Here is a 25,858-nt window from a genome sequence, read left to right on the forward strand (position 1 = left end):
GCTGGCTGAAAAATAGCCAGCACTAGACTCGCGCTAAGGGTGCCGTCCGGAGGAGTCCTCCCGGGCGGCACCCCCGTTTAAGCGGTGATTTCGGCATGCCTCAAAGTCAGTGTGTTAGGATTGTCTACGGTCTTACAACCCTTCACCAGGACGCGCACGCGTAGCCCCCATTTGAGATGGAACGGCCGCCTTCGTATGGTGTGGTACCGAAGGATGCGATCCCATGATCGCTCCAGCCCGCGGGCCGCTCGGCGCCAACCCGTCCGCCAAGAGAGCTCGCCCCATTGTCAGTCGTGAAATTGGCTACGTTTGGCGTGCACCGGAGAACGCGTGACCGAGAGTATTCCTCTTCAAGAAACCATTGCCGTCAAGGCAGATCACCTCTACAAAGCATTCGGACGCCGTCCGCACGAGATCGTCAAGAAGCTCAAGGCCGGCAAGAGCCGCGCTGAGATCTCGTCGCACGGAGTTGCCGCCGTCATCGACGCCTCCTTCGAGGTCAAGAAGGGCGAGATCTTCGTCGTGATGGGCCTGTCGGGATCGGGCAAGTCCACCCTCATTCGCATGCTCAACGGACTCTGGGACACTACCTCCGGCACAGTAAGCGTCGGCGGCACCGACATCACCGACGTGTCCGCCAAGGAACTGCGCGATGTACGCCGCAAGAGCATCTCCATGGTGTTCCAGCACTTCGCCCTGCTGCCGCACCGCACCGTGATCGACAATGTCGCCTACGGGCTCGAAATTCAGGGCATGGGCCGTACCGAACGCCTCGCCAAGGCGCGGACGATCATCGATCTGGTCGGCCTGGCCGGCTGGGCCGACAACCTGCCCTCCGAATTGTCCGGTGGCATGCAGCAGCGGGTCGGGCTCGGCCGTGCCCTCGCCGCCGACACCGACGTACTGCTCATGGACGAAGCCTTCTCGGCTCTCGACCCGCTCATTCGCCGCGAGATGCAGGAACAGCTGATCGAGCTGCAGGCCGCGCTCGGCAAAACCATCATCTTCATCACGCACGACCTCAACGAGGCCATGTTCCTCGGCGACCGTATCGCGGTCATGCGCGACGGCCGCATCGTTCAGATCGGCACACCGGAAGAGATCCTCACCGACCCGGCGAACGACTACGTCGCCCAGTTCGTGCAGGACGTCGACCGGGCCCGCGTGCTCACCGCCGCGAGCGTGATGGAACCCGTGCGAGCGGTCATCACCAAGACAGCCGGCCCCCGGGCCGCGCTGCGTACAATGCGCGACCTGCAGACATCCGTCACCTTCGTACTCAACCGCGATCGCAGCTTCGCCGGCATCGTGCGCGATCGCGACGTTCTCAAGCTCGTCAAGCGCGGCGAGACCGACCTGCGCGCCATCATCCGCGATGACGCCACCGCGGTCTTGCCCGAAACCGTCCTGGTCGACTTGGTCGAACCGTCGGTCGAGAGCGAACTGCCCATCGCCGTCGTCGATGAGAAGAACCGCCTGCTCGGCGTGATTCCGCGAGTCACCCTGCTCGCCGCGATCGGCAACGTCACGACCAATACCGGCCCGTTGCCCGTCGTGATGCCACCGGCCACCATCTCGGTCAGCCAGATCGCCGAGATTCTGGGCGACACCGCGCTGGAAGGAGTTGAAGCGTGAACGAGTTCCGAATCCCTGTGGGTTCCTGGGTCGAAGTCTTGTTTGATTTCGTAACCGAGCACTTCAGCTTCTTCTTCGACTTCGTTCGTCTTGCCTTTGCTGGCGCTTTTGAGACCGTCGACTATCTGCTGGTTTCCCCGCCGTTCTATGTGATCATCGGTCTGGCCGGTCTGCTGGCCGTGGCGTCTCGGGGGTGGAAGTTCTTGGCCGGGACAGTCGTCGGCCTCCTGCTGATCGTTGGCATGAATCAATGGGAAAATGCCATGGACACGCTTGCCCTCGTGCTCGTTGCGAGTGTGATCGCCATTGCGATGAGCATCCCACTCGGTATTCTGGCGGCCAAGTCGAAGGCAGCCTCGAGCGTCATTCGTCCGGTGCTCGACTTCCTGCAGACGATGCCTGCCTTCGTCTTTCTGATTCCGGCGCTCCTGTTCTTCCGCGTCGGTGAGGTGCCGGGAATCGTAGCGACTATCATCTTCGCGATGGCGCCGGGGGTGCGCCTGACGGAGCTGGGGATTCGCGGGGTCGACCCAGAGATCGTCGAAGCCGGGTCTGCCTTCGGTGCCTCACCGGGGCGCATCCTGCGCCAGATCCAGCTACCCCTCGCCCTGCCCACGATCATGGCTGGCATCAATCAGGTCATCATGCTGTCACTCTCGATGGTCGTCATTGCTGGAATGGTCGGCGCCGGCGCCCTCGGTGCGGAGATCATGACGAGTCTTAGCCGGATCGATATCGTGCTTGGTTCCGAGGCTGGTCTGGCCGTCGTAATTCTCGCCATATTCCTCGACCGAGTCACCGCCGCGCTCGGTACCGGCAAGACGCCCATCAGTCGCTTCATCGCGTTGCGCAAGAGCCGCGCGCCGGCATCCGCTTCGGTGGAAACCGCAGCTCCGGTCGAACCCGAATTGGTTCGTCTGTAACCCACACACTCACGGGCGAGCGAGCGCCCGTGTCCATCGGCGGTTGTCATAGCACTCAGATCGGCCGCCAGCACCAAGAGCCAACCCTGCCACCCTTCGCGGGTGTCGAGAATGGAAACACATGAAAATTCGTACCAAGTCATTCATTGCAGGAGGAGCCATTTCGCTCCTCGCCCTCAGCGGGTGCGCTTCCGCTGAAACTGCCACTGTCTCCAACGGCGACAACGCGGATATGAGCCTGGCTGTATTCAACGGCTGGGACGAGGGCATCGCCGTTTCCGAGCTGTGGAAAGCCATTCTCGATGAGAAGGGCTACAACGTCGAGCTGGAATACGCCGCGGAGGCCCCCGTCTACTCGGGCCTGGCCACCGGCGATTATGACCTCAGCATGGACATCTGGCTGCCTGACACCCACGCGTCCTACCTCGAAAAGTATGGCGATGACATCGTCGACCTCGGTGCATGGAATACCGAATCCAAGCTCACCGTCGCGGTGAATGCGGATGCCCCGATCGACTCCCTCGCGGAACTGGCCGAAAACGCCGACCTGTTCTCCAACCGGATCGTCGGCATCGAGCCCGGTTCAGGCCTCAATGAGGCCATGGAAGAGCGGGTCATCCCGACCTACGGCCTCGACGGTATGGATAACGTGACGTCGTCGACCGCGGGGATGCTCTCCGAACTCACCAACGCGACCGACAACGGCGAGAACATTGTCGTTACCCTCTGGGAGCCGCACTGGGCCTACGGAGCGTTCCCGATCAAGAACCTTGAGGACCCCGAGGGAACTCTCGAGAACATCGAGAGCATCCACTCCTACGGCAGCACCGAGTTTGAAGCTGACTTCCCGCAGGCCGCCGAGTGGATCAATAACTTCGAGATGGACCTCGATACGCTGTATTCCCTTGAAGAGGAAATGTTCGTCAACTACGACGGTCAGGACTACGCGCCGATCGTCGCCAAGTGGATCGAAGACAACCAGGAATACGTAGACGGCCTCACCAGCTAGTCACGGATTCTGCACGAAAAACGGCCCGCGTCCTTGGACGCGGGCCGTTCTATTTAATGTTTACGCGGCTTCGAGCTCGCGCACCTGCCGCAGCCAGCCGTTGAAGAGATCGCTGTCGAAATCATCCACGCCGCGCAGCTTGTACTCACTCATCTCTGCCGACCCACTGGCATTGAGCTTGCCCGAGTCATCGGTGATGGCCTGGCCGCGCCAGAACAACACCGTGACGAAGGTGGGGTAGGCCTTGAATCCGGCTACCGGCAGCTCGTCGTCGAGCCAGACCGGATGCCCGTGCCACAGTTCCGTAGACGTCTCCGGCAGGCCCAGGTCGAACGTGTCGCGGAGCAGGGAGACGACGCTCGCGAGCGGCTCGGCCGGAGCGGCGACGTATTCGTCGATCGTGGTCGGCTTGTGAGCGGATGCGACGGTGGCGGGAGCGGGCGTTGAGATGAGTGTGGAAGTCAGGTGAATAGCCTCTTTCGTGGTGGAGTTGGCGTACGGCGCTGGCCGAACGGATGCGTTTCTCCCTCCACACTCTCATGCCGTTCCCATTTGCGGCTGGGCAGACACTCAGGAACCGGAGCAAAAAACACCGCCCGCCGACCCGAAGGTCGACGGACGGTGCCAGGGAGACAATGCTACGCGGCGGGCGTCGCTGCCGTGCCGACGATGTCAACGACGAAGACGAGAGTGTCCGTGCCGCTGATGCCAGCCTGGGTGTTGCCCGCTTCGCCATAGCCCTCGCTCGGCGGCAGAACGGCGATGACCTGGGATCCGACGGTCTGGCCGACGAGTGCAGCACCGAAGCCCGGAACGACCTGGCTGGTGACGAACGTGGTCGGGCCAACGGTGGTCCAGGATGAGTCGAAGGTTTTGCCGGTACCCCAGATGACTCCGGTGTATTCGACCGAGACGGTGTCGCCGTCGGCGACGACGGCGCCGTCACCGAGCTTCGTCGTGGCGATCTGCAGATCGGTCGGCGGGTCGGTGTCGGGGATGGTGATGGTGGGAGCGCCATTATCGGCGAGCTCAACGGTAGGCAGGCCAGGCACGACCGGCTGGTCCACCCCGTCAGCGCGGTCGGCGAGGTTCGTGATCGAGATGACGTCGGTGACGAAAACGACCGAGTCCCCGGCGGCGATTCCGAGCTGGGTATTTCCGTCTGCGCCGAACGCGTCGTCCGCAGTGCTGACGGTGACGATGCGGTCGCCTTCAACGGAACAGTTGACGGCCCGTACCAGCCCCTTGAGGAACGTTTCGCCGACGGTGATGGTCTCGCTGGTACCGCTGGTCGGGTAGGTCGTTTCCTGCACCGTAGCGCCGGTCGTCCCGTTGTAAACCGAGAGTGACACCCCAACCAACGAGCCGGCACCAGCCTCGGTGGTGCCCGTTCCCTTGATCGCCACGGTGCGCTGGGTGGCCGCCGGCGTCAACGGCTCGGCGAACTTGAACGCGGGCACGGCGCCGAAGTCGCCGGTCACGGCGACACCATCGGACACAGCGCCGGGCGCGGTGCACTCGCTGAAGGCGGCATCCGCTGCAGGGGCGGAACTGGTTGCCTCGGGAGTACCGCTGCTTCCGCAGGCGGTCAGCGCGAGCGTGAGGCCCACAATGGTCAGGAGCGCGGGAATTTTCGACACGGGGCCTCTTTCGAGAACGTAGCTGTGGGCAAGCACTGATTGGTGAATGTCTTGGTGGCGCAGACGGCCAAGTGCCCACTCTGCCACGGTTCGCCTATGAACCGGCTGAGTGGATGCGACGGCGCGCCGCCCAGCGCACTTCAGTCGTCGAGACCGCGGGCGATCAGGGCCTCGCCCAGGGCATCCGCTGCGTAGAGCGAGCGCACGACCACCGGAACGGCGATCGACAAGAGCGAGCCCTGGGTACCGCGGGCCGTGCGGGCCTCGAGAACCTCGCGAACGATGTCGGAGACAAGAGGAATGCAACGGATGGTCAGGGCCACCAGCAGCCCCACCCGGTCGGCGTCGATGAACCGATTGAACGGACGCAGCAGGGTCTGGAAAGCTTCCAACACCGCGGTGACCGTGGTCGTCATCGTGAACAGGGCGGCCAGGGCCACCGCAACGACAAGGCGGCCGGTCATCAGTGCGGCGACAGTCCAGCCCGAGAGCAGACCCTGAATCGGTACGGCTACCAACAGAATCAGCAGAATCGGCGCGATCTGGGCGACGGCCGCGCGCAGGGGCACCTGGGCGATGAGGAACAACAGTACGACTCCTGCCGCAGCGCCGCTGACTACCCACGGGTCAGACGAGGTGCCGATCAGCAGCACGCAGAGCGAGAGCAGAAGCAACTTGAGCAGTGTCGGTGCCCGGTGAATCAGTGAGGTTCCGGGGCTGTAGAGACCGATCACGCGCGGCTTCTCACTGCAACAGGGCGCGGTAGGCAGCGAGGGAGTCGGCGGGCGCGCCATCGGCGACCACGGCACCCTCTTCGATCACGATCACGCGGTCGAACTCCTCGACCAGGTGCAGGTGGTGGGTGACCACGATGACCTGTTGGGGGAGCGTCTGCAGCAGTTCGGAGATGCGTCGGGCATTGCGGGCGTCGAGCAGGGTAGTCGGTTCGTCGGCCACGATTGTGGCCGGCTCCGCCACCAGTACGGCCGCGAGGGCGAGCAACTGCTTCTGACCGCCGGAAAGACGGTGCGCCGGATGGTCGGCGTGCTCGCTCAACCCGAACTGTTCGAGGGCCGCGGCCGTGCGCTCGGCGATCTCGGCGGCAGACAGGCCGCGACGGCGCAGGGTGAATGCCACGTCTTCCTGCACGGTGGGCATCACGATCTGATTGTCGGGGTTGGTGAAGATGAACCCGACCTTGCGGCGCACCTCGCGGGCGTGGCGGGCCACATTCTGCCCGTCGACCGTCACGACGCCGGTGGTTGGCGTGACGAGCCCGTTGATCATGCGCACGAGCGTGGACTTGCCCGAACCGTTCGCGCCGACAATGCCGATGCGATGCTCGGTCAGGCTGAGGTTCACATCGTGCAGCACGGTGCGGTCGCCGAAGGACTGCCCGACCTGCTCGAAGTGGATAATACTCACGCTCGGGCCTGACGACCCTTCGGCAGCGCGATCAACCCGGGGTAGGCCTTGTGTACCTGGCCGGCGACGAGCACGGTCAGCACGACCTTGATCAGGTCGCCGGGGATGAACGCGACGTTCAGGCCCAACGTGGTCCACAGCGGCAGGCCGAGGTTCAGGGCCATGACCGGAACTCCAACCAGATAGACGGCGACGATTCCGCCCAGAATCGTGGCACCGAGAGCCAGCCAGAACGGATACTTCGGCAGCAGCCGGGCGGTGAGGTAACCGGTGACGAAGGCGCCGAGCAGCCAGCCGTAGAGATAGCCGGCCGCCGGGCTCACCGTGAACACGCCGATGCCGCCGCGCGCGCCGGCCAGCAGGGGGAGTCCAACAGCCGTGAGCACGAGAAACAACAGCACGGCGAGGGTTCCCTTGCGCGGGCCGAGGATGGCCCCGGCGAACATCACTCCGAGTGACTGCAGGGTGATCGGTACCGGCCCGATGTTGAGCGGTCCGGCCAGGCCGAGCGCCGCGATGAGGGCGGCGAAAATGGCGATCTGGGCGAGATCGCGGGCGGGCAGAATACGTCGAGAACGGGTGCTCGAGAGAACGGTATCGGTCATGGTTTCAAATCTAGAATTCGGTGCCCGCCGGCCGCTGAAGAATACCTACAACAAAATGCCGGGAACTGTAGAGGTCGTGATTTGAGCGCCTCAGCAGCCGGGGCCGTGGGGGTTGGTGTTGCAGTCTTCGGCGACGAGCACGGTGGATTCCTTCGCTGCGACGACGGTGAAAGGGGCGGAGGGGACGGTGACGATGCCTTCGACGGGTCGCCAGCCCTGGTCGCCGAAGCTGTAGTCGGCGCGGTATTCGACGGTGAGGGTGACCGTGTAGGTGCCCTTCTTCGTGTATTTGTGGCTGGTGGGGGTGGTGGAGAATTCGGCGACGGCGAGGTCGGCCCAGCTGGCTCCACCGGTCGGGGTAGAGGCGGTGCTGCCGTCGCCGTAGTTCCAGCGGTACCCGATCGGGGTAAACATGACCTGTGCGGGTTGTCCGAGTAGTACCCCGTCGCCGATATGAGTGGATGCTGCTGCCCAGAAATTCGCGGCCAGTCCGACGATGGCCCAGCCGTTGGGTTCCATGCCGGTGGGGGCAATGGGCGCGGGGAAGTTCTGCAGGTCGGTGACCCGGATGATCGTGTCGGGTGAGCAGCCTGTGCAGGGTGTGGTCGGGGCTGCGAGGGTCACGGGCCACTCGGGATGCCGTGAGACAACGGGGAAGTCGCCGGAGCCACAAAGCGTCCACTCCTGCTCCGCGGTCAGTTGGCCGGCGGGGTGCGCGCAGATCTCAGCCAGCGATGGACCCGTGCCCGCGGCCTTGCCGCCAGACGACTTGCCCGTTCCGCCGCCCGATCGACCATTCACTTCTGCGGTCAGATCAACGCCATCACCAGTTGTGACACCACCAGAGACAAGCTCTGGGCATGTTCCGTTCTTGATATCACTGGTGCCGCAGGCAACTTCATCAGCGGAGGCCGGTGAATTTACCAAGGAGCCGAATGCAAGGAGTGAGAGGAATCCAGCAGTCAGCAGAAATTTGAACCGGACCATACCGTTGACTCCGAAATGAGAAGTTGTTGGGAGATTTCATCGGGGGTTTTGAAGGTCACAACCAATGGCCATCGCGCTAAGCGATTTGGATCGGAAACTACAATCCCCGACGCATCCACCTTTTGGCTTTGGCTTAGATCGAGACAGACGTAGGCTCGCACTTCCCACCTTCCATCGGGTCGAGGATTGAACGACTGGACGGTCATCGAGTCAAATGACGTGGTGCCGGAGAATCTCCAACCGTTTTGTTCAAGCTCCTTCTTTGTCTTGACTTCATCATCCCGTTCAAGGCCGGTCGTCAGCGCGAGGTATTTGATCCACGAGTCTGATCCCTCAGCGCCCGCAGTGTCGCCAGCGGTCAGGTACGCGCCATAGGCGGTGGCCGCGGCGGCCAAGGCTTCCTCGTTCGAGGCGAACACTGGGGGAGTCTCGGTCGGCGCTGCCGTCGCCTCGGCGGCGGGTTCCGACGAGCCGTGGGGAGACGGAGTGGGAGCGGCCGAGCATCCGCTCAGTGTGCCGGCGGCGAGAAACACCATTGAAGCGATATGCACGGCTTTGTGCATGGGGCGACGACGCGGTCGGGTTCGCATGCGGTCACCCTAGACCGGATTGCTCCAATTCCGTTTAAGTTATGCACAGGCGTGGTGCACGCGCCGGATTCAGGATACGAGTGCGGCAGACAGCGATGTGTTCGGTGTCGGTGCTCGTGTTTCAACGAGAACACGATAGGCCCGGACGTGACCGTGCCAGCCTTATGACGGTGGCTCCGGTGGCCCGTTGGAATCAGCTCGTTGAGTCTTCTTTGGCGGGGTCTACCTATTTAGTGCCTATATGCATGACATTTCCTCGTGTCGGTGGTCGGGTGTTGTCTTAGATCATGACCAGCATGGCGATGGAGCTCACCCGGGCAGCGGCCGCTGTCGCAGCGCTGGGCGGGTCCAGTGCTGACTTCGCCGGTCTCTCCGATGCGGAGGTGCTCGCGGCGCGCGCCCCGATTGCCGCGTTGCTGCGGCTGAGTAACACGGTCGCGGCATTGCTCGCGGGCACGATTGCGGAGCGGTCGCGGCCGCAGTTGGGCCAGTCCGGGTTGGCGGCACGCCACGGGTTTGGCAACCCGACGCTGATGGTGCAGCAAGCCACCGGCCTCAGCCGCATTGAGGCCGGTCGGCTGCTGGCGGTCGGGGTGCTGATGAGTGAGACCGAGACAGCGGAGCGCGAGGGGGCGGCCGCCCGGGAGGCGGCGCGGGTCGCGCAGGCCGCGCAGGCCGCCGCGGATGCTGCGGCCGACGCGCAACGGGCATCCGACTGGGCAGCGGCCCAGTGGGAGGCGCGGGAGGCCGATCGGGCCGCGGCATGGGCCGAGTTGTATCCGGGCCTGCCGCTGCCGGAGGGTCCACCCCGCCCCGTGCCGGTGGTCGCCGTGGCGCCGGTCGTCCCGCCCACACCGGTGCCGCCTCTGCCCCTGGTGCCGCCGGTGATCGTACCGTGGCAGGCGCCGATCGTGTACGCTGTCGCCGCCGGCACGTTCTCGCCCGGCGTCGGCGATGCCCTGCTGCGAGGCCTGGGCAGTCTGGATCAGGCGATCACCGCGGAGAAGCTTGGCGTCGCGCTGCGTGTGTTGCTGGTGGAGGCTCCGGGCCTGAACACGGAGCAGGCGTTCAAACGGGCCAGGCGGATGCGGGATGAATTGGATGCTGCGGGCATCCTCGCGCGGGAGAAGCAGGCCCGCGACGACACCCGGTGGTCGTTGTGGCGGCGGGCCGATGGCATGGTCACGCTGCATGCGTTGCTGCCGCCGGAGCAGGGCGAGCTGTGGATCGCCACCTACGACGCATTGACCAGCCCGCGGCGCGGTGGGGTGCGGTTCGTGGATCCGGAGCGGGCGGCGTGGGCGCGGAGCGTGAAGGATGACCCGCGTACCGTCGATCAGATCGCTGCGGATTCGTTCACCCAACTGCTCAAGCTCGGCGCTGAGGCCGACCCAAACACCCTGTTCGGCGGACGCCGCCCGGTCGTGCAGATCATTGTCACCGACCACGACCGCCCCACCACCATCCCCGACCCCCGCGCGGCGGTACCCAGCGCGACCGCACCCACGCGGCCGCCTACTACCCCAACGGATGCTCCGGTCACGGCCGCCACGGCCACCACCGCCACGCAGCCTGCCGAGACTGCCGACACTGCCGAGGTCGCCGGAACCGCCGATCGCAGCGCGGCCACGCGGGCCCAGTCCACCGGGACGGCCGGGACGGCCACGATGGCCATGCCGAGCACGCAGCCTTCCCCGGCCGCGCCAGGAACGGGGGTGTTCGGCTATATCGAGGGCAATCCGGCTCCGGTGTCAGCGGAGACTATTGCCCGACATCTGTGTGACACGGGCTATCTGGGTATTCTGTTCGATCAAGCCGGGCAACCCCTCAACGTTGGCCGGGATGCACGCCTGTTCAACCGCGAGCAACGCCGCGCCCTCGCCGCGCGCGACGGCGGATGCCGCTGGCCCGGGTATGACCAACCACCCTCGTGGAGTGAAGCTCACCACATTCAAAACTGGGTTGATCTGGGCTTTTCCAACATCGACCAGGCCATACTGCTCGGTGTTCTGCACCATTTGTTGCTGCACAACCGGCACTGGCGGGTCCTATTCCTCGACGAAACATACTGGCTGCAACCTCCGGTCGAGACTGATCCCGAGCGAACCCTGATTGCGCTGCCCAGCAAGAACCCGCTCATGCAGGAGCCGACGCTGCTCGAAGCGCCGCAGTAGCGTTACGCGGCGGCCAGCTCAGACCGGTCGCGTTGGACGATTGCGGTCGACAAGCTCAACCGACGAGATGGTTGGGCTCCGCACCTTGGGTCCCGACGGGGCGGGACGATCGAGGGGCTCTACCCGACGATCAGGCGGNGGGGCGGGACGATCGAGGGGCTCTACCCGACGATCAGGCGGTGCGACCTACGTGCCGCCTCGGTGCTCGCCGCCGAGTCGGCGAGCACCGAGGCGGCGCGGCTGGCCATGATCGCATCCGCTGCCCGCACCAGCGCCAGGTGTGAGAGCGCCTGCGGAGTGTTGCCCATCTGGTGTCCGTTGGTCACGTCGTATTCTTCCGAGAGCAGCCCCACATCGTTCACGAAGCCGAGCAGGGTGTCCATGAGCGCGGTGGCGTCGTCAAGGCGTCCCGAGGCGGCGTATTGCTCGNGGTGTCCGTTGGTCACGTCGTATTCTTCCGAGAGCAGCCCCACATCGTTCACGAAGCCGAGCAGGGTGTCCATGAGCGCGGTGGCGTCGTCAAGGCGTCCCGAGGCGGCGTATTGCTCGACCAACCAGAACGAGCAGGCCAGAAACGGATGCTCACCCGGCGGCAGGCCATCCACGGCGGCGCGCGTGCGATACCGCAGGAGCAGGCCATTGTGGCTGAGATCCGCCTCGATCGCGGCCACGGTGCCGAGCATGCGCGGATCAGTGGGCGCGCAGAAGCCGACCTGCGGGAGCACGAGGAGGGAGGCATCCACTTCGGTGCTGCCGTAGTACTGCACGTAGCTGTTTCGAATTACGTCAAAGCCGCGGCTCTCGATGTCGGCGCGCACCTCGTCACGCAGGGTCTTCCACCGGTCGAGCGGACCGTCGAGGCCGTACTTCTCGATGCCGCGCACCGCACGGTCGAAGGCGGCCCAGACCATCACCCGCGAGTGGGTGAACTCGCGGGCTTGACCGCGCACCTCCCAGATTCCCTGGTCGGCACGGCGCCAGTTTTTCTCGAGAAAGCCCATAAGGGCACGCTGCAGCGGCCAAGAGAACTCGTTCTCCTGCACCCCGGCCGCGCGGGCAGCGTGCAGGGCCACCATAACCTCGCCGATCACATCGGACTGAAACTGGTCGACTGCGCCGTTGCCGACCCGCACGGGGGAGGCGCCATCGTAGCCGGGCAGGCTGGTAAGTTCACGCTCGGGCAGATAGCGCTCGCCGGAGAGTCCGTACATGATCTGAACATCGCACGGATCGCCGGCAATGGCGCGCAGCAGCCAGGCCCGCCAGCCGTCGGCTTCCACCTCGTAGCCGTGACTGAGCAGTACTTCGAGCGTGAGTGAGGCGTCGCGGAGCCAGACGTAGCGGTAGTCCCAGTTACGAGTGCCGCCGGCCTGCTCGGGCAGCGACGTCGTCGCCGCCGCCACGATGCCGCCGGTCTGCTCGTGGGTCAGGGCGCGCAGCACGAGCAGCGAGCGCACGACCTCGGCGCGCAGCGGCCCCTCGTGACTGCAACTCGACGCCCAGTTCTGCCACCAGGCGCAGGTCGAGGCGTGGACAGCGTCAATGTCGATGGCCGGCGGAACCTCGCGATGCGAGGGATACCAGGTCATCTGCGCGTCGACCGTCTCGTCGGCGGTGACCTCGAAGTGCGACACGTGGCGATGATCCGAGGCGCGTAGCTTGGGGCCGCGCACCACGATGGCGTCGGGGCCGGCGATCGCCACGAGGCCGCGCACCTTCTCGCCCTTCAGCTGCCGCACCCAGGGCACGGTCGTGGCGTAGCCGAAGCGAAATCGCAGGTCCTGGACCATCTGCACCGTGCCGCTGATGCCGCGCACGCGCCGCACCAGGTCGGCCCGACCATCGCCGTGCGGCATGAAATCGAGCACCTCGACCTGGCCGGTAGCAGTGGTCCACACCGTCGAGAGCACGAAGGTGTCGCCCTGGTAGCTGCGCACGGCCGTGGCTGTCATATCGGCGGGGGCCAGTAGCCAGCGGCCGTGGTTCTCGTCACCGAGCAACGCGCCGAACAGCGAGGCGGAGTCGTAGCGCGGCAGGCAGAGCCAATCGATGCTCCCGTCGCGTCCGACGAGGCCCGCCGAGTGGCAGTCACTGATGAGCGCGTAGTCCTCGATATTGAGTGCCATCAGGCCATCCTGTCAGCAGCAGGGTGAGAATTCGCTCCGGATCGGCGCGGCGGGCAGCCGGATCAGGCGACCAAACGAGCCGAGGCGAGCGTTGCTGACGCCTTGTCGATCCAGGCAGCGGATGCCGCGGCCACCTCGGCATCGCTCGTCGGGGCCGGCACCGGCAACGCTGCGCCCGGTTCGCTCCAGTTGGTGATCGGCGCCGGAGTCCAGGACAGCGCGGTCGGCTCACCGCTGGTCTCACCGCGCAGTGCGGCTTGCTCGGTCGTAATGGCCTCGGTGAGCTCGGTCGCGATCTCCCTGGCTTTCAACCCGTGAAAGATGACCTCGGTGTCGTCCGAGCTGCGGGCTACCAGGGTCCAGGCGCCGTGCTCGCCGACCAGCGCACTGAGCTTGTCGTGCAGCAGCTCGAAGATTTGCTCGTCGCGCAATACCGGAGCCGGAGCGATACTCATCCCTGCGCTCGCGGCCAAACGTCGGCGTCGACGACCAAACATGACAAGCCCCTTCCAAACACACGATCACTCTGTTGCAGCCAGCAACAAACTTCTTCGTCCATTTTCGGTGACATAATGCCTGTGGGACGGTGGACACGCCGCAAAAGCGCGGAAGTCAGCTCGCAATCTTGCGTTTATTGGCATCTTCGATGACGGTGCCGACGGCGACAGCGGCGCTCAGAGCCCAGCCGAGCCACAGCATTACCAGGCGCCAATCCCGGGGGCCGTGCCGCGTGGCCTGCACGGTGTTCCAGCCGCCGGCAATCACGCCGATCATCGCACTATTGAATACGAACTTTCGCATGTGAACCTCCGGCATCAGGTTACCCGGGAATGGGCGCGGAACGGCTGGTAACCTTGGTAGGGCAACACAGGTGTGCACGTCGGGTGTGCCCGGAACGGATGATCCATTACTTCTTCAGCCGAATCCACACGGTCCCAGACTGACCTAGCAGCGCCCATCGTGCCCGTCGATACTCCGGCCGGCACCTACACGCTCGTCGTCGTCTCGAACCGCCTGCCGGTGGATTATGAGGAGGGTGCCGACGGCGCCGTCACCTGGCGTACGTCGCCCGGCGGGCTGGTCACCGCGCTCGAACCGCTGATGCGCTCTTCGCACGGAGCCTGGGTCGGCTGGCCGGGCGTCGCCGACCGCGACTTCGAACCGTTCGAGAACGACGGCATCTCCCTCGTACCGGTGCGGCTGAACGAAGCCGACATTGAGGACTACTACGAGGGCTTCTCCAACGACACCCTGTGGCCGCTGTACCACGACGTCATCGCGCCGCCGAGCTTTCACCGCGAGACCTGGGATGCCTACGTCGCGGTCAATCGCCGATTCGCGGCCGCCGCCGCAGCGGTGGCCGCCCCGGGTTCCACGGTCTGGGTGCACGACTACCAGCTGCAGCTCGTGCCGCGCATGCTGCGCGAAGCCCGCCCCGACCTGGTCATCGGATTCTTCAATCACATTCCATTTCCGCCATATGGCATATACGCGCAGCTGCCCTGGCGCAAACAGATCCTGCACGGCCTGCTCGGCGCCGACGTCATCGGCTTTCAACGGGGAGCGGATGCCGGCAACTTCTCCCAAGCGGTGCGTCGCCTCTACGGCTATCCCACCCGCGGCGTCGTCATCGACGTACCGACCGGCGAGAACGGCGACAGCCGACGCGTCATCGCCAAACACTTTCCGATCTCGATCGACGCGGCCGCCTACGAAGAACTCGCCCGGCGCCCCGAGATCCAGGCCCGCGCACGGCAGATTCGTGAAGACCTCGGCAACCCGAAAACCCTCATGCTCGGCGTCGACCGGCTCGACTACACCAAGGGCATCGGGCACCGCATCAAGGCCTTCGGAGAACTGCTCGCCGACGGACGCCTGAGCGTCGAAGATGTCACCCTGGTGCAGGTCGCCAGCCCGTCCCGCGAACGCGTCAGCACCTACATGGCCCTGCGCGACGAGATCGAACTCGCAGTCGGCCGCCTCAACGGTGATTTCTCCACCATCAGCCACACCGCCATCAGCTACCACCACCACAGTTACCCGCGCGAAGAAATGGTCGCGATGTACCTCGCCGCCGACGTGATGCTGGTCACAGCCCTGCGCGACGGCATGAACCTCGTCGCCAAGGAATACGTGGCCGTGCGCTTCGACGTGGACGGCGTTCTCGTTCTAAGCGAGTTCGCCGGCGCCGCTGACGAACTCAAACAGGCCATCCTGATCAACCCGCACGACATCGACGGCACCAAGGATGCGATCGTGCGCGCGGTCGAGATGCCCAAACGTGAGCGCACCAGACGTATGCGCGCGCTCCGCCGCAAGGTCGCCGAGAACGACGTCGCTGCCTGGTCGGCGTCGTTCCTGCGCGCGCTCACCGGGGGAGCGGCAGTACCGGCCGGAATCCCGGACGACCTCGATCAGGCGCTGCAGAGCATTGCCGGCGCCGAAAATCTGCTGATCGCCCTCGACTTCGACGGCACCCTCGCCCCCCACGTCGACCACCCCGAAGACGCCCGCGCCATCGCCGGCACCCGGGAAGCAGTGCAGGCCCTCCTCGACCTGCCGGGCGTGCGCGTCGCGTTCGTTTCCGGCCGGGCACTGGTCAGCCTGCAACACGTCGCCCAGCCGCAGAGCGCGGTGCTGCTCACCGGCTCGCACGGCATCGAGGTGCAGCTGGACACCCCCGAGATCGAGCTCAACCTGCTCTCCACCGAACTCGAGCAACTCGACACCCTCGCCCGGGTGCTCGAAACCATCTCCGGGTCCATTGCCGGCACCACGATTGAACGCAAGCCCGCCGGCCTGGCCTTGCACACCCGCCTGGCCACCGAGAAAGACGGCCAGACCGCGCAGGGTCAGGCGCGCGACCAACTCGGTGACCAGCTGCCAGGGCTGACCATTCGAGAAGGCAAGAACGTGCTGGAATTCTCGGTGCGCTCCAGCACCAAGGGTGATGCCCTCGCGAAACTGCGCGATTACACCGGCGCCGACCGAGTGTTCTACGCCGGCGACGACGTGACCGACGAGGATGCCTTCGCCGCCCTCGACGAGGATGACGTCGGTCTCAAAATCGGTCAGGGCGCAACCCTCGCCGGCTACCGGGTGCGCAGCCCGCAGGAGGTCACCCAGGTTCTGGTGCGCATCGCCGCATTGCGCTCTGGCCGTTCGCTCTGACCGGGCCCGCCAAGGTTCTAGACTCGGAAGCATGTCTGAGATCGATGTGAAACCCCGTAGCCGCGACGTCACCGATGGGATCGAGGCCACCACCTCCCGTGGCATGCTCCGTGCTGTCGGCATGGGCGACGCTGACTGGGACAAGCCCCAGATCGGTATTGCGAGCTCCTGGAACGAGATCACACCCTGCAATCTCTCGCTGGACCGCCTAGCCCAGGCCGCTAAAGAGGGCGTGCATTCCGGCGGCGGCTACCCGCTGCAGTTCGGCACCATCTCCGTCTCCGACGGCATCTCCATGGGGCACGAAGGAATGCACTTCTCCCTCGTCTCCCGTGAAGTCATCGCGGACTCCGTCGAGGTCGTCATGCAGGCCGAACGCCTCGACGGCAGCGTACTGCTGGCCGGCTGCGACAAGTCCCTGCCCGGCATGCTCATGGCCGCCGCCCGCCTCGACCTCGCGAGCGTGTTCCTCTACGCCGGATCGATCGCCCCGGGGTGGGTCAAGCTCAGCGACGGCACCGAAAAAGACATCACCATCATCGACTCGTTCGAAGCCGTCGGCGCAGTGAAGGCCGGGCGAATGAGTGAAGCGGATGCCAAACGCATCGAGTGCGCGTTCGCTCCGGGTGAGGGCGCCTGCGGCGGCATGTACACCGCCAACACCATGGCGAGCGTCGCTGAGGCCCTCGGAATGAGCCTGCCGGGGTCGGCGAGCCCGGCATCCGCTGATCGTCGCCGCGACTACTTCGCCCGCCGCTCCGGCGAAGCCGTCGTCAACATGCTGCGCCTCGGCATCACCGCCCGCGACATTCTTACCCGCAAGGCGTTCGAGAACGCCATCGCCGTGGCCATGGCCTTCGGCGGATCCACTAACGTCGTGCTGCACCTGCTCGCCATCGCCCGCGAGGCCGAGGTCGAGCTCACCCTCGACGACTTCAACCGCATCGGCGACAAGGTTCCGCACATCGGCGACCTCAAGCCCTTCGGCAAGTACGTCATGAACGACGTCGACCGTCAGGGCGGCGTTCCCGTCGTCATGCGCGCGCTCCTTGAAGCTGGCCTGATTCACGGCGACGCGCTCACCGTCACCGGCAAGACCGTGGCCGAGAACCTTGCCGAGATCGACCCGCCCGACCTCGACGGCGAGGTGCTGCGCACCCTTGACAACCCCATTCACAAGAGCGGTGGCATCACCATCCTCAAGGGCACGTTCGCCCCCGAGGGGGCTGTGGTGAAGACCGCCGGATTTGACGCGACCGTGTTCGAAGGACCGGCTCGGGTGTTCGAGCGGGAACGCGGCGCGATGGACGCGCTTACCGACGGCAAAATCTACAAGGGTGACGTGGTCATCATCCGCTATGAAGGACCCAAGGGTGGGCCGGGTATGCGCGAGATGCTGTCGATCACGGCCGCCATCAAGGGCGCGGGCCTCGGCTCCGATGTACTACTATTAACGGACGGTCGATTCTCAGGCGGCACAACCGGACTGTGTATCGGCCACATAGCACCCGAAGCGGTGGACGCAGGTCCAATCGCCTTCGTGCGCGATGGGGATCTGATACGGGTCGATATCGCAGCTCGCACGCTGGACCTACTGGTCGCACCTGCAGAGCTGGCAGCTCGCCGAGAAGGCTGGGAGCCTCTTCCCCCGCGCTACACCCGTGGCGTACTTGCAAAGTACGCCAAGCTCGTGCACTCCGCCGCTGAAGGCGCCATCACGGGGTAACAACTCGTACCGGCTAGCCCGGGTGCCCGGTGGGAACATTGTTAGATGTCGAAACGACCGATTTCGAAGTAGGGATTCAACGATCATGACCACGGAAACCAGTCCCGTGCCCTCGGCCCCCGCTTCTGCGGAGCCGGAAATGCTCACCGGCTCGGGCGCGATCATTCGCACCCTCGAACTGCTCGGCGTCACTGACGTCTTCGGTATCCCCGGCGGCGCCGTTATTCCGCTCTATGACGAGCTCATGACCCAGACCAAAATTCGCCACATTCTGGTGCGGCACGAACAGGGCGCCGGCCACGCAGCCGAGGGCTACGCCTCTGCCACCGGTCGCGTCGGCGTCGCCATCGCCACGAGCGGTCCGGGCGCCACCAACCTCGTCACCGCCATAGCGGATGCCTACATGGACTCGGTTCCGTTGCTCGCGATCACCGGCCAGGTCTTCTCCACCTCGATGGGAACGGACGCCTTCCAGGAGGCCGACATCATTGGCATCACCATGCCGATCACGAAGCACTCCTTCTTGGCCCGTACCGCGGAAGAGATTCCGGCCGCGATCGCTTCGGCCTATCACATCGCATCGACCGGCCGCCCCGGCCCGGTGCTCGTGGACATCACCAAGGACGCGCAGCAAAACCTCGCGCCGTTCATCTGGCCGCCCAAACTCGACCTGCCCGGATACCGGCCGATCGTGAAGGCCCACGGCAAGCAGGTGCAGGCGGCAGCCCAGCTGCTGCTCGCCGCGAAGAAGCCCGTGCTGTACGTGGGCGGCGGTGTCATTCGCGCCCACGCATCCGCTGAACTGCTCGCGCTGGCTGAGGCGACCGGTGCACCCGTCGTAACCACCCTCATGGCCCGTGGTGCCTTCCCCGACTCGCACCCGCAGCACCTCGGCATGCCGGGCATGCACGGCACGGTTCCGGCCGTGCTCTCGCTGCAGGAAAGTGACCTCATCATTTCGCTCGGAGCACGCTTCGACGACCGGGTGACCGGAAAAATCAGCGAATTCGCGCCCAACGCGAAGATCGTGCACGTTGACGTCGACCCGGCGGAGATCTCCAAGATCCGCCTGGCCGATGTACCCATCGTCGGTGATGCCAAGGACGTCATTGCTGACCTGACTTTGGCCTGGGCCGAGGCCGCCCAGGGGACTGCCCCCGACACGACCGAGTGGTGGACCTATCTGCACGGCCTGAAGGAGGAGTTCCCGCTCGGTTTCACCGAACCGACCGACGGACTGCTGGCCCCGCAGTATGTGATCCAGCGCATCGGTGAGCTCACCGGCCCCGAAGCCGTCTATGCGGCCGGCGTCGGCCAGCACCAGATGTGGGCGGCGCAGTACATCAAGTACGAGCGCCCCAACTCCTGGCTCAACTCCGGTGGCGCTGGCACCATGGGCTATTCCGTGCCCGCGGCTATGGGGGCCAAGGTCGCCGAACCCGACCGTGTGGTCTGGTCGATCGACGGTGACGGCTGCTTCCAGATGACTAACCAGGAACTCGCGACCTGCACCATCAACAAGATTCCGATCAAGGTCGCGATCATCAACAACTCCTCGCTCGGCATGGTGCGCCAGTGGCAGTCGCTGTTCTACGACGGACGTCACTCATTCACCGACCTCAACACCGGTCACGGCACCGCCATGGTGCCGGACTTCGTCAAAATGGCGGATGCCTATGGCGCGCTCGGCATTCGCGTCACCAGCAAGGACCAGGTTGATGACGCCATCAAACTGGCCCTCGCCACCAACGACCGCCCGGTCGTGATCGACTTCATCGTGAGCCCCGGCGCCATGGTCTGGCCGATGGTTCCGCAGGGAGTCAGCAACAGCTTCGTGCAGTACGCCAAAGATCACGCACCGACCTGGGGAGAAGAATAACCGTGACGAGCCACGTTCTGAGTCTGCTCGTCGAGGACAAGCCCGGCCTGCTCACGCGCGTCGCCGGCCTGTTCGCGCGCCGCGGCTTCAACATTGAAAGCCTCGCCGTGGGCCACAGCGAGATCCCCAGCCTGTCCCGCATCACGATTCTGGTCGACGTCGAAGACATACCGCTCGAGCAGGTGACCAAGCAGCTGAACAAGCTGATCAACGTCATCAAGATTGTCGAGCTCGACCCGGCCCAGTCGGTGCAGCGCGAACACCTCCTGATCAAGGTCAAGGTCGACAACACCACCCGTTCTCAGGTACTCGAAGCCGTGAATCTGTTCCGAGCCCGCGTCGTCGACGTTTCAACGGATGCCGTCGTGATCGAGGTCACCGGCGACAGCGGAAAGACGCAGGCGTTGCTGCGCGTGCTCGAGCCGTTCGGCATTCGCGAGCTCGCACAGTCGGGCCTGCTCGCCATCGGCCGCGGTAGCAAGTCGATCACCGAGCGCGTCTTCAAAAACTAACGTTTTCAGCTTTTTCTAACAATCAATTCACGAGGAGAGATACACATTGTCTGAGATTTTCTACGACAAAGACGCCGACCTGTCGATCATTCAGGGCAAGAAGGTGGCCGTCATCGGCTACGGCTCGCAGGGTCACGCCCATGCACAGAACCTGCGCGACTCCGGCGTTGAGGTCAAGATCGGCCTGAAGGACGGCTCCAAGAGCAAGGCCAAGGCCGAAGAAGCTGGCTTCACCGTGCTCTCCACGGCGGATGCCGCTGCCTGGGCCGACGTCATCGTCATCCTCGCCCCCGACCAGGTGCAGCGTCACCTCTACAAGGACGACGTCCTTCCGAACCTGACCGCCGGTAAGGCGCTCGTCTTCGGTCACGGCTTCAACATCCGTTTCGGCTACATCACGGCTCCCGACGGCGTCGACGTCGTCATGGTTGCCCCCAAGGGACCCGGCCACACTGTGCGCCGCGAATTCGAAGCCGGTCGCGGCGTTCCCGTGATCGTCGCCGTCGAGAAGGATGCCTCTGGTAACGCCTGGCCGCTCACCCTGAGCTACGCCAAGGCGATCGGTGGCCTGCGCGCCGCCGGTATCAAGACCACCTTCACCGAAGAAACCGAAACCGACCTGTTCGGCGAGCAGGCCGTGCTCTGCGGTGGTACCTCACAACTGATCCAGTACGGCTTCGAGGTTCTCACCGAAGCCGGCTACCAGCCGCAGGTCGCCTACTTCGAGGTGCTGCACGAGCTCAAGCTCATCGTCGACCTCATGTGGGAGGGCGGCATCGCCAAGCAGCGTTGGAGTGTCTCCGACACTGCCGAGTACGGCGACTACGTCTCCGGCCCGCGCGTCATCGACCCGAGCGTCAAGGAGAACATGAAGGCCGTTCTCGCCGACATTCAGAGCGGCGCGTTCGCCGAACGTTTCATTGCCGACCAGGACAACGGCGGCGTGGAATTCCTCGCCCTGCGCAAGAAGGGCGAAGAGCACCCGATCGAGGCCACCGGCCGCAGCCTGCGCAAGCTGTTCGCGTGGAACGCGTCGAACGACGACGACTACACCGACGGATCCGTGTCGCGCTAGCGGTTTCCGCTTAACTGCATCACGAAGGGGCCCTCGTTCGCGAGGGTCCCTTCGTGCGTTCACAACGAAAGACTGGTCGGTATGGCAATTCCCGGCACCAGCACCCGCCGGTTGCGTGTGGTGCGGCATAGCCTGGCGACCGTCGCCATGGTCGGTGTCGTGCTGTATGTGCTCATCGACGTGGTGCTGCAGTTTTTGCCGCCGCATTACAGCCCGATCAGCGACGCCGAGAGCAATCTCGCCGTCGGCCCGTACGGCTGGATCATGAACCTCAACTTTCTCGGCCGCGCCGTGTTCTGCGTTGCCGTCGTCGTCGCGATTGCCCTGACCGCGCGGGCCCTGTTGCCCCGGCGTCGGGACGTACTACTCGGTCTGGGCCTCGCGCTGCTGCTCATCGGGGGAGCCAGCTCGGCGGTACTCGCCGTCTTTCCGACCGACGTCAGCGCTTCCCACGAGAGCACCCTGCAGACCTCGACCACGGTCGGCGTCATTCATCTCGCCGTCGCATCCTTCGGCTTCGTCACGGCGCTCATCGCTATAGGGCTGCTGACGATCTGGCTGCGGGTTCGAGGCCTGCTGCCGAGGGTGCTGCCCTGGGCGATTGCGTTCTCGGCGATCACCCTGGCCGGGCTGTTGCTGGTCGTCGCGGCCAGTGTCTGGCTGCCCGGCATCGTCGGTCTCGCCGAACGTGTGGCCCTGGTCGGGATTCTGGGGTGGACCTTTTCGGTGAGCGCCGGCATCCGTCGCCGGCCAAACCGTCAGCATCGGCAGCAACCGGATACTCTGGAAAAATGAATGCCACACGCGACGACGATGCGCTGAACTGGGCCGGCGACGACGACCCGACCCTGGTGCCGACGGGAAGCGGTCGGGCCGCGCCCGAACCAACCGGCCTACCGGAGGGATGGACTATCCCAGAGCAGTCAGTGTCAGCCCAGCGAGCGGTCGAAACCGAGCCGGCCGATGCTGGCACTGAATCGGATGCCGAACCGGATGCCGAACCGCAGAGCGCAGCGGTCAGTTCGGTCGCCCTCGTCGGCATGGGCATTCTCGCCGGCATGTACCTGCTGTACACGATCGGCTGGTTCATTGGAGTCGCTCGCATCGAGAAGCCGATCAGCGACCCGGTCGCCGAATTTATGTTCTCCCTCGGCGCCTGGCTCGCCGTGGCAGCGCCGCTGGTTTGGTTCGGGGGCACCTTCTGGCTCACCACGAGCCGTCCGCGGGCCCGACTGGTCTGGCTTCTGATCGGCGTCGTCGTTCTCGCCCCGCTGCCCTTCATTATCGGATCAGGACCGGGCTCATGAGTGACACAGACGGGCGCACCGGCGACGCGACCACAGCCATCCGTCGTCGACCGCCGCGCTGGCTGCTGCTCGCGATCGCGATCTTCTTCGGGCTGTTCTATGCCTACGACGTGTGGGAAGCCATCGGCAACCTGGCCCTGCTCAACCTGCTGGCGCAGTCACTCGACACCCAGCTGAGCGCTTTCGGCTGGACCGTGCTGATTTTCGCGGTGATCCTGCCGATTCTGGTCTACGCGCTGGCCTACTGGCTCGGACGTAACCGGGCTTTCGGCGTGCAGGCCCTGACCCTGTTGGTCGGGCTCTGCGCGGTTGCCGCTGTATCGCTGGACCTCGGTGCCGTATTCAGCCTGGCCCGATTGATCGTCTAGTCAGAGCACCGCGAGAACGATCAGGATCATCAGCACCAGCTGGGCGATGAGCCGGGGGACGAACGGAATCGCCACCCGCCCAAAGCGCTTCGGATGGCGCGCAGCGTAGGCGTTGGCCGGAAACACCGCAGCCAGAAAGAGCACCAGCGCCCCGGCCGCGAGCACCCTGGTCCAGGGAACGAGCAGGCCAACGCCGCCGACAATCTCGCACACTCCGGTGAACAGTACGAGATTGACCGGGCTGGCCAAACCATCCCGGCGTAGGCGCGGCGGAATCATCGCCGCCATGGTGCGCTTGACCGCCGGTAGAAAATGGGTGACTCCGGCGCCGATAAGTACCACGGCGAGAATCACGCGCAGAACCAGTTGGAGTCCGTCTATTACGTCGCTGCTCATTGGTCTATTGTGCAGCCGGTAGGGTGGAAATCGAGTAGCGCCCTTTGTCGCGCCGCCGACACTTGCAATCTAAGGATCCGATTTTATTGTCGAAGCCCGTCGTCCTGATCGCCGAAGAACTTTCCCCCGCCACCGTTGATGCCCTCGGGCCCGACTTTGACATTCACCACGTCGACGGTACGGATCGCTCCGCGCTGTTCGCCGAGCTTGCCACCGCGCAGGCAGTTTTGGTGCGCTCAGCCACCAAAATGGATGCCGAAGCCATCAAAGCGTCGCCCTTTCTGAAGGTCATCGCCCGCGCCGGCGTCGGCCTGGACAACGTTGACATCAAGGCCGCCACCGCAGCCGGTGTCATGGTCGTCAACGCACCAACCTCCAACATCATCTCGGCCGCCGAGCTGACCGTGGGTCACATCCTGAGCTTGGCCCGGCACATTCCGGCCGCGTCAGGCGCCCTCGCCGACGGAGCCTGGAAGCGCTCCAAGTACACCGGCGTCGAGCTCTACGAAAAGACCATCGGCATCATCGGCCTCGGCCGTATCGGTGCGCTCATCACCGCCCGAATGCAGGCGTTCGGTACCAACGTCATCGCCTACGACCCCTACATCACCTCGGCCCGCGCCCAGCAGCTCGGCGTGACCCCGGTCACCCTCGACGAACTGCTCGCCCAGTCCGACTTCGTCACGATCCACATGCCGAAGACCCCCGAGACCACCGGCATGATCGGTGCCGCCCAGCTGGGGCTGATGAAGCCCACCGCGTTCGTCGTCAACGTCGCCCGCGGCGGACTCATCGACGAAGACGCACTGCACGAAGCCCTCGTCGCCGGCACCATCGCCGGCGCCGGCCTCGACGTGTTTGTCAACGAACCGCCGACCGGTTCGCCGCTGCTCGGACTCGACAACATCATTACCACCCCGCACCTCGGCGCTTCGACCGACGAAGCGCAGGAAAAGGCCGGCGTCTCCGTCGCCAAGTCCGTGCGCCTCGCGCTCTCCGGCGAACTCGTTCCCGACGCGGTCAACGTGGCCGGCGGCGTCATCGACCCCTACGTGCGCCCCGGCATCCCGCTGGTCGAGAAGCTCGGCCAGGTGTTCTCCGGCCTCGCCGCGCACAGCCCGCTCACGAGCGTCGACATCGAGGTGCGCGGCGAACTCGTCGAGTACGACGTCAGCGTGCTCAAGCTCGCTGCGCTCAAGGGCATCTTCACGAACGTGGTCAGCGAAACCGTCTCGTACGTCAACGCACCGCTGCTGGCCGAGCAGCGCGGTGTCACGGTGCGCATGCTCACCGACGCCGAATCGCCCGAGTACCGCAACGTGATCACGCTGCGTGGTGCCCTCGCCGATGGTTCGCAGGTCTCCGTCTCGGGTACCCTCACGGGCACCAAGCAGATCGAGAAGATCGTCGAGATCAACGGCTACGACGTGGAGGTTCCCTTCGCCAAGAACCTCATCGTCATGCTCTACGCCGACCGCCCGGGAATCGTCGCCGTGTACGGTCGCGAATTCGGCGAGGCTAACATCAACATCGCCGGCATGCAGATCGCCCGTCACGTGGCCGGCGGCAAGGCGCTCAGCGTGCTGACCGTCGACTCCGAGGTTCCGGCCGGACTGCTCACCGCGGTGCGCGCCGCGATCGACGCCGAGATCATGGTGGCGATCGACCTCACCGAATAGGCCTGTTTAGAACGGATGCGAGTGGGCGCCTGCCCTGTAGGCGCCCACTCGTGTATCTCTAGGAGCCGGGCAGAAGCCGGCCGATCAGGGCAATCAGCCGCGCCATCGCCGCATCCGTGGGATCCTGCGGTGCCAGCTCGTTCTCGGCCAGTGAACTGTTGACGTAGAGACCGTCGCTGATCAGCATGATCGCCTGGGCGGTATCCGGGTCGTGCACGGCCTCTTCGATCACCGACAGCCAGCGCCGACGAATATCGGCGAGCACCTGCATGGCACGGGGATCCCGGCCCTGGGCCAAACGCGACCCGGCAATATAGGCGCGGTCGAGGGGACTGCCGGTGTGCACCGAGGTGCGAATGAGATAGTCGACCGGGCCGGCCGGGGCGGTGCGAATATTTTCGGCGTCCTGCAGGGCGAGCGCGTCCAACCGTGCCAGAACACCGTCGACCAGGGCGTCCTTCGACGCGAAGTGGTACAGCAGACCGCCCTTGGAGACTGCAGCGGCCGCCGCGACGGCATCGAGCGTCGCCGACCGCTCGCCGCCCTCGACCAGCAGGTCTTCGAAGGCGTCGAGCAGACGATCCCGGGTGGGAACGGATGATGCGGCAGCATTTTTCGGCATATGGGCCAT

Annotated in this window: 25 protein-coding genes; 13 read left to right on the top strand and 12 right to left on the bottom strand. The window is 65.0% G+C overall.

Going from position 1 to position 25,858, the window contains the following annotated elements; all coding sequences use genetic code 11:
- Positions 1-330 precede the first annotated feature (330 nt).
- From CXY78_RS02155 to CXY78_RS02165, 3 genes are all read left to right on the top strand, one after another.
- Entirely contained in the window at positions 331-1,635 is a 1,305-nt protein-coding gene (locus tag CXY78_RS02155; protein ID WP_194087801.1) for a glycine betaine/L-proline ABC transporter ATP-binding protein, read from the top strand.
- Positions 1,632-2,558: a proline/glycine betaine ABC transporter permease gene (locus tag CXY78_RS02160; protein ID WP_104087840.1), complete on the top strand. Its 927-nt coding sequence runs from the start codon at positions 1,632-1,634 to the stop codon at positions 2,556-2,558. The genes CXY78_RS02155 and CXY78_RS02160 overlap by 4 nt, the downstream gene beginning before the upstream one ends.
- A gap of 121 nt (positions 2,559-2,679) precedes the next feature.
- Positions 2,680-3,567, top strand: a complete 888-nt coding sequence (locus CXY78_RS02165; RefSeq protein WP_092341395.1) for a glycine betaine ABC transporter substrate-binding protein — start codon at positions 2,680-2,682, stop codon at positions 3,565-3,567.
- Positions 3,568-3,627: 60 nt separating this feature from the next.
- On the opposite strand, the gene CXY78_RS21425 is transcribed toward CXY78_RS02165, so the two are convergent.
- The 7 genes from CXY78_RS21425 to CXY78_RS20610 form a co-directional block, all read right to left on the bottom strand.
- Positions 3,628-4,038, bottom strand: coding sequence for a DUF1801 domain-containing protein (locus CXY78_RS21425; protein WP_134505269.1), 411 nt, complete (start codon positions 4,036-4,038; stop codon positions 3,628-3,630).
- Positions 4,039-4,205: 167 nt separating this feature from the next.
- Positions 4,206-5,207: an FKBP-type peptidyl-prolyl cis-trans isomerase gene (locus tag CXY78_RS02170; protein WP_104087841.1), complete on the bottom strand. Its 1,002-nt coding sequence runs from the start codon at positions 5,205-5,207 to the stop codon at positions 4,206-4,208.
- A 140-nt stretch (positions 5,208-5,347) separates the two neighbouring features.
- A complete protein-coding gene (locus tag CXY78_RS02175; protein WP_092341397.1) occupies positions 5,348-5,941 on the bottom strand; it encodes an energy-coupling factor transporter transmembrane protein EcfT in 594 nt (197 codons plus the stop codon).
- A gap of 10 nt (positions 5,942-5,951) precedes the next feature.
- Positions 5,952-6,632: an energy-coupling factor ABC transporter ATP-binding protein gene (locus CXY78_RS02180; RefSeq protein WP_092341398.1), complete on the bottom strand. Its 681-nt coding sequence runs from the start codon at positions 6,630-6,632 to the stop codon at positions 5,952-5,954.
- The gene (locus CXY78_RS02185; RefSeq protein WP_092341399.1) at positions 6,629-7,237 is read right to left on the bottom strand and encodes a biotin transporter BioY; all 609 of its coding nucleotides are present in this window, start codon (positions 7,235-7,237) and stop codon (positions 6,629-6,631) included. The genes CXY78_RS02180 and CXY78_RS02185 overlap by 4 nt, the downstream gene beginning before the upstream one ends.
- Positions 7,238-7,327: 90 nt before the next feature.
- On the bottom strand, positions 7,328-8,224 hold the full coding sequence (locus CXY78_RS20605; protein ID WP_092341400.1) for a PKD domain-containing protein: 897 nt from the start codon (positions 8,222-8,224) through the stop codon (positions 7,328-7,330).
- Entirely contained in the window at positions 8,200-8,787 is a 588-nt protein-coding gene (locus CXY78_RS20610) for a hypothetical protein (RefSeq protein ID WP_158253246.1), read from the bottom strand. The genes CXY78_RS20605 and CXY78_RS20610 overlap by 25 nt, the downstream gene beginning before the upstream one ends.
- A gap of 314 nt (positions 8,788-9,101) precedes the next feature.
- Here CXY78_RS20610 and CXY78_RS02195 point away from each other — a divergent pair, with 314 nt between their 5' ends.
- A complete protein-coding gene (locus CXY78_RS02195; RefSeq protein WP_104087843.1) occupies positions 9,102-10,988 on the top strand; it encodes a DUF222 domain-containing protein in 1,887 nt (628 codons plus the stop codon).
- A gap of 161 nt (positions 10,989-11,149) precedes the next feature.
- Here CXY78_RS02195 and CXY78_RS02200 read toward each other — a convergent pair whose 3' ends face one another.
- The 3 genes from CXY78_RS02200 to CXY78_RS02210 all read right to left on the bottom strand — a co-directional run bounded on the left by CXY78_RS02200 (position 11,150) and on the right by CXY78_RS02210 (position 13,915).
- The gene (locus tag CXY78_RS02200) at positions 11,150-13,114 is read right to left on the bottom strand and encodes a glycoside hydrolase family 15 protein (RefSeq protein ID WP_104087844.1); all 1,965 of its coding nucleotides are present in this window, start codon (positions 13,112-13,114) and stop codon (positions 11,150-11,152) included.
- A gap of 62 nt (positions 13,115-13,176) precedes the next feature.
- Positions 13,177-13,611 carry a hypothetical protein gene (locus tag CXY78_RS02205; protein WP_140425633.1) on the bottom strand — a complete coding sequence of 145 codons (435 nt, stop codon included), beginning with the start codon at positions 13,609-13,611 and terminating at the stop codon, positions 13,177-13,179.
- Between the two features lie 115 nt (positions 13,612-13,726).
- The gene (locus tag CXY78_RS02210; protein WP_092341404.1) at positions 13,727-13,915 is read right to left on the bottom strand and encodes a hypothetical protein; all 189 of its coding nucleotides are present in this window, start codon (positions 13,913-13,915) and stop codon (positions 13,727-13,729) included.
- A 159-nt stretch (positions 13,916-14,074) separates the two neighbouring features.
- On the opposite strand from CXY78_RS02210, the gene CXY78_RS02215 reads away from it, so the two are divergent.
- The 8 genes from CXY78_RS02215 to CXY78_RS02250 all read left to right on the top strand — a co-directional run bounded on the left by CXY78_RS02215 (position 14,075) and on the right by CXY78_RS02250 (position 23,152).
- A complete protein-coding gene (locus CXY78_RS02215; protein ID WP_233197416.1) occupies positions 14,075-16,285 on the top strand; it encodes a bifunctional alpha,alpha-trehalose-phosphate synthase (UDP-forming)/trehalose-phosphatase in 2,211 nt (736 codons plus the stop codon).
- A 31-nt stretch (positions 16,286-16,316) separates the two neighbouring features.
- Positions 16,317-18,011, top strand: a complete 1,695-nt coding sequence (gene ilvD, locus CXY78_RS02220) for a dihydroxy-acid dehydratase (protein ID WP_092341406.1) — start codon at positions 16,317-16,319, stop codon at positions 18,009-18,011.
- Between the two features lie 85 nt (positions 18,012-18,096).
- Positions 18,097-19,890 (top strand): acetolactate synthase large subunit, encoded by a 1,794-nt coding sequence (locus CXY78_RS02225; RefSeq protein WP_104087847.1) that lies wholly within the window; start codon positions 18,097-18,099, stop codon positions 19,888-19,890.
- 2 nt (positions 19,891-19,892) lie between these two features.
- Positions 19,893-20,402 carry an acetolactate synthase small subunit gene (gene ilvN / locus CXY78_RS02230; protein WP_166792332.1) on the top strand — a complete coding sequence of 170 codons (510 nt, stop codon included), beginning with the start codon at positions 19,893-19,895 and terminating at the stop codon, positions 20,400-20,402.
- 46 nt (positions 20,403-20,448) lie between these two features.
- Positions 20,449-21,477, top strand: a complete 1,029-nt coding sequence (gene ilvC / locus CXY78_RS02235) for a ketol-acid reductoisomerase (protein WP_092341409.1) — start codon at positions 20,449-20,451, stop codon at positions 21,475-21,477.
- Positions 21,478-21,558: 81 nt separating this feature from the next.
- On the top strand, positions 21,559-22,272 hold the full coding sequence (locus CXY78_RS02240; protein WP_104087849.1) for a DUF998 domain-containing protein: 714 nt from the start codon (positions 21,559-21,561) through the stop codon (positions 22,270-22,272).
- A complete protein-coding gene (locus tag CXY78_RS02245; RefSeq protein ID WP_092341411.1) occupies positions 22,269-22,784 on the top strand; it encodes a hypothetical protein in 516 nt (171 codons plus the stop codon). The genes CXY78_RS02240 and CXY78_RS02245 overlap by 4 nt, the downstream gene beginning before the upstream one ends.
- Complete coding sequence (locus CXY78_RS02250; RefSeq protein WP_104087850.1) at positions 22,781-23,152, top strand: bacitracin resistance protein; 372 nt, start codon at positions 22,781-22,783, stop codon at positions 23,150-23,152. The genes CXY78_RS02245 and CXY78_RS02250 overlap by 4 nt, the downstream gene beginning before the upstream one ends.
- Here the strand turns inward: CXY78_RS02250 and CXY78_RS02255 are convergent, their stop codons facing one another.
- Positions 23,153-23,548 (bottom strand): DoxX family membrane protein, encoded by a 396-nt coding sequence (locus CXY78_RS02255; RefSeq protein ID WP_104087852.1) that lies wholly within the window; start codon positions 23,546-23,548, stop codon positions 23,153-23,155.
- An 86-nt stretch (positions 23,549-23,634) separates the two neighbouring features.
- Here CXY78_RS02255 and serA point away from each other — a divergent pair, with 86 nt between their 5' ends.
- Positions 23,635-25,227, top strand: a complete 1,593-nt coding sequence (gene serA / locus CXY78_RS02260; RefSeq protein WP_092341414.1) for a phosphoglycerate dehydrogenase — start codon at positions 23,635-23,637, stop codon at positions 25,225-25,227.
- Between the two features lie 58 nt (positions 25,228-25,285).
- Here the strand turns inward: serA and CXY78_RS21825 are convergent, their stop codons facing one another.
- Positions 25,286-25,849 carry a TetR/AcrR family transcriptional regulator gene (locus CXY78_RS21825; RefSeq protein WP_140425634.1) on the bottom strand — a complete coding sequence of 188 codons (564 nt, stop codon included), beginning with the start codon at positions 25,847-25,849 and terminating at the stop codon, positions 25,286-25,288.
- Positions 25,850-25,858: the final 9 nt, after the last annotated feature.

Source organism: Cryobacterium sp. N19 (genome assembly GCF_002929595.1).
GTDB classification, from domain to species: domain Bacteria; phylum Actinomycetota; class Actinomycetes; order Actinomycetales; family Microbacteriaceae; genus Cryobacterium; species Cryobacterium flavum.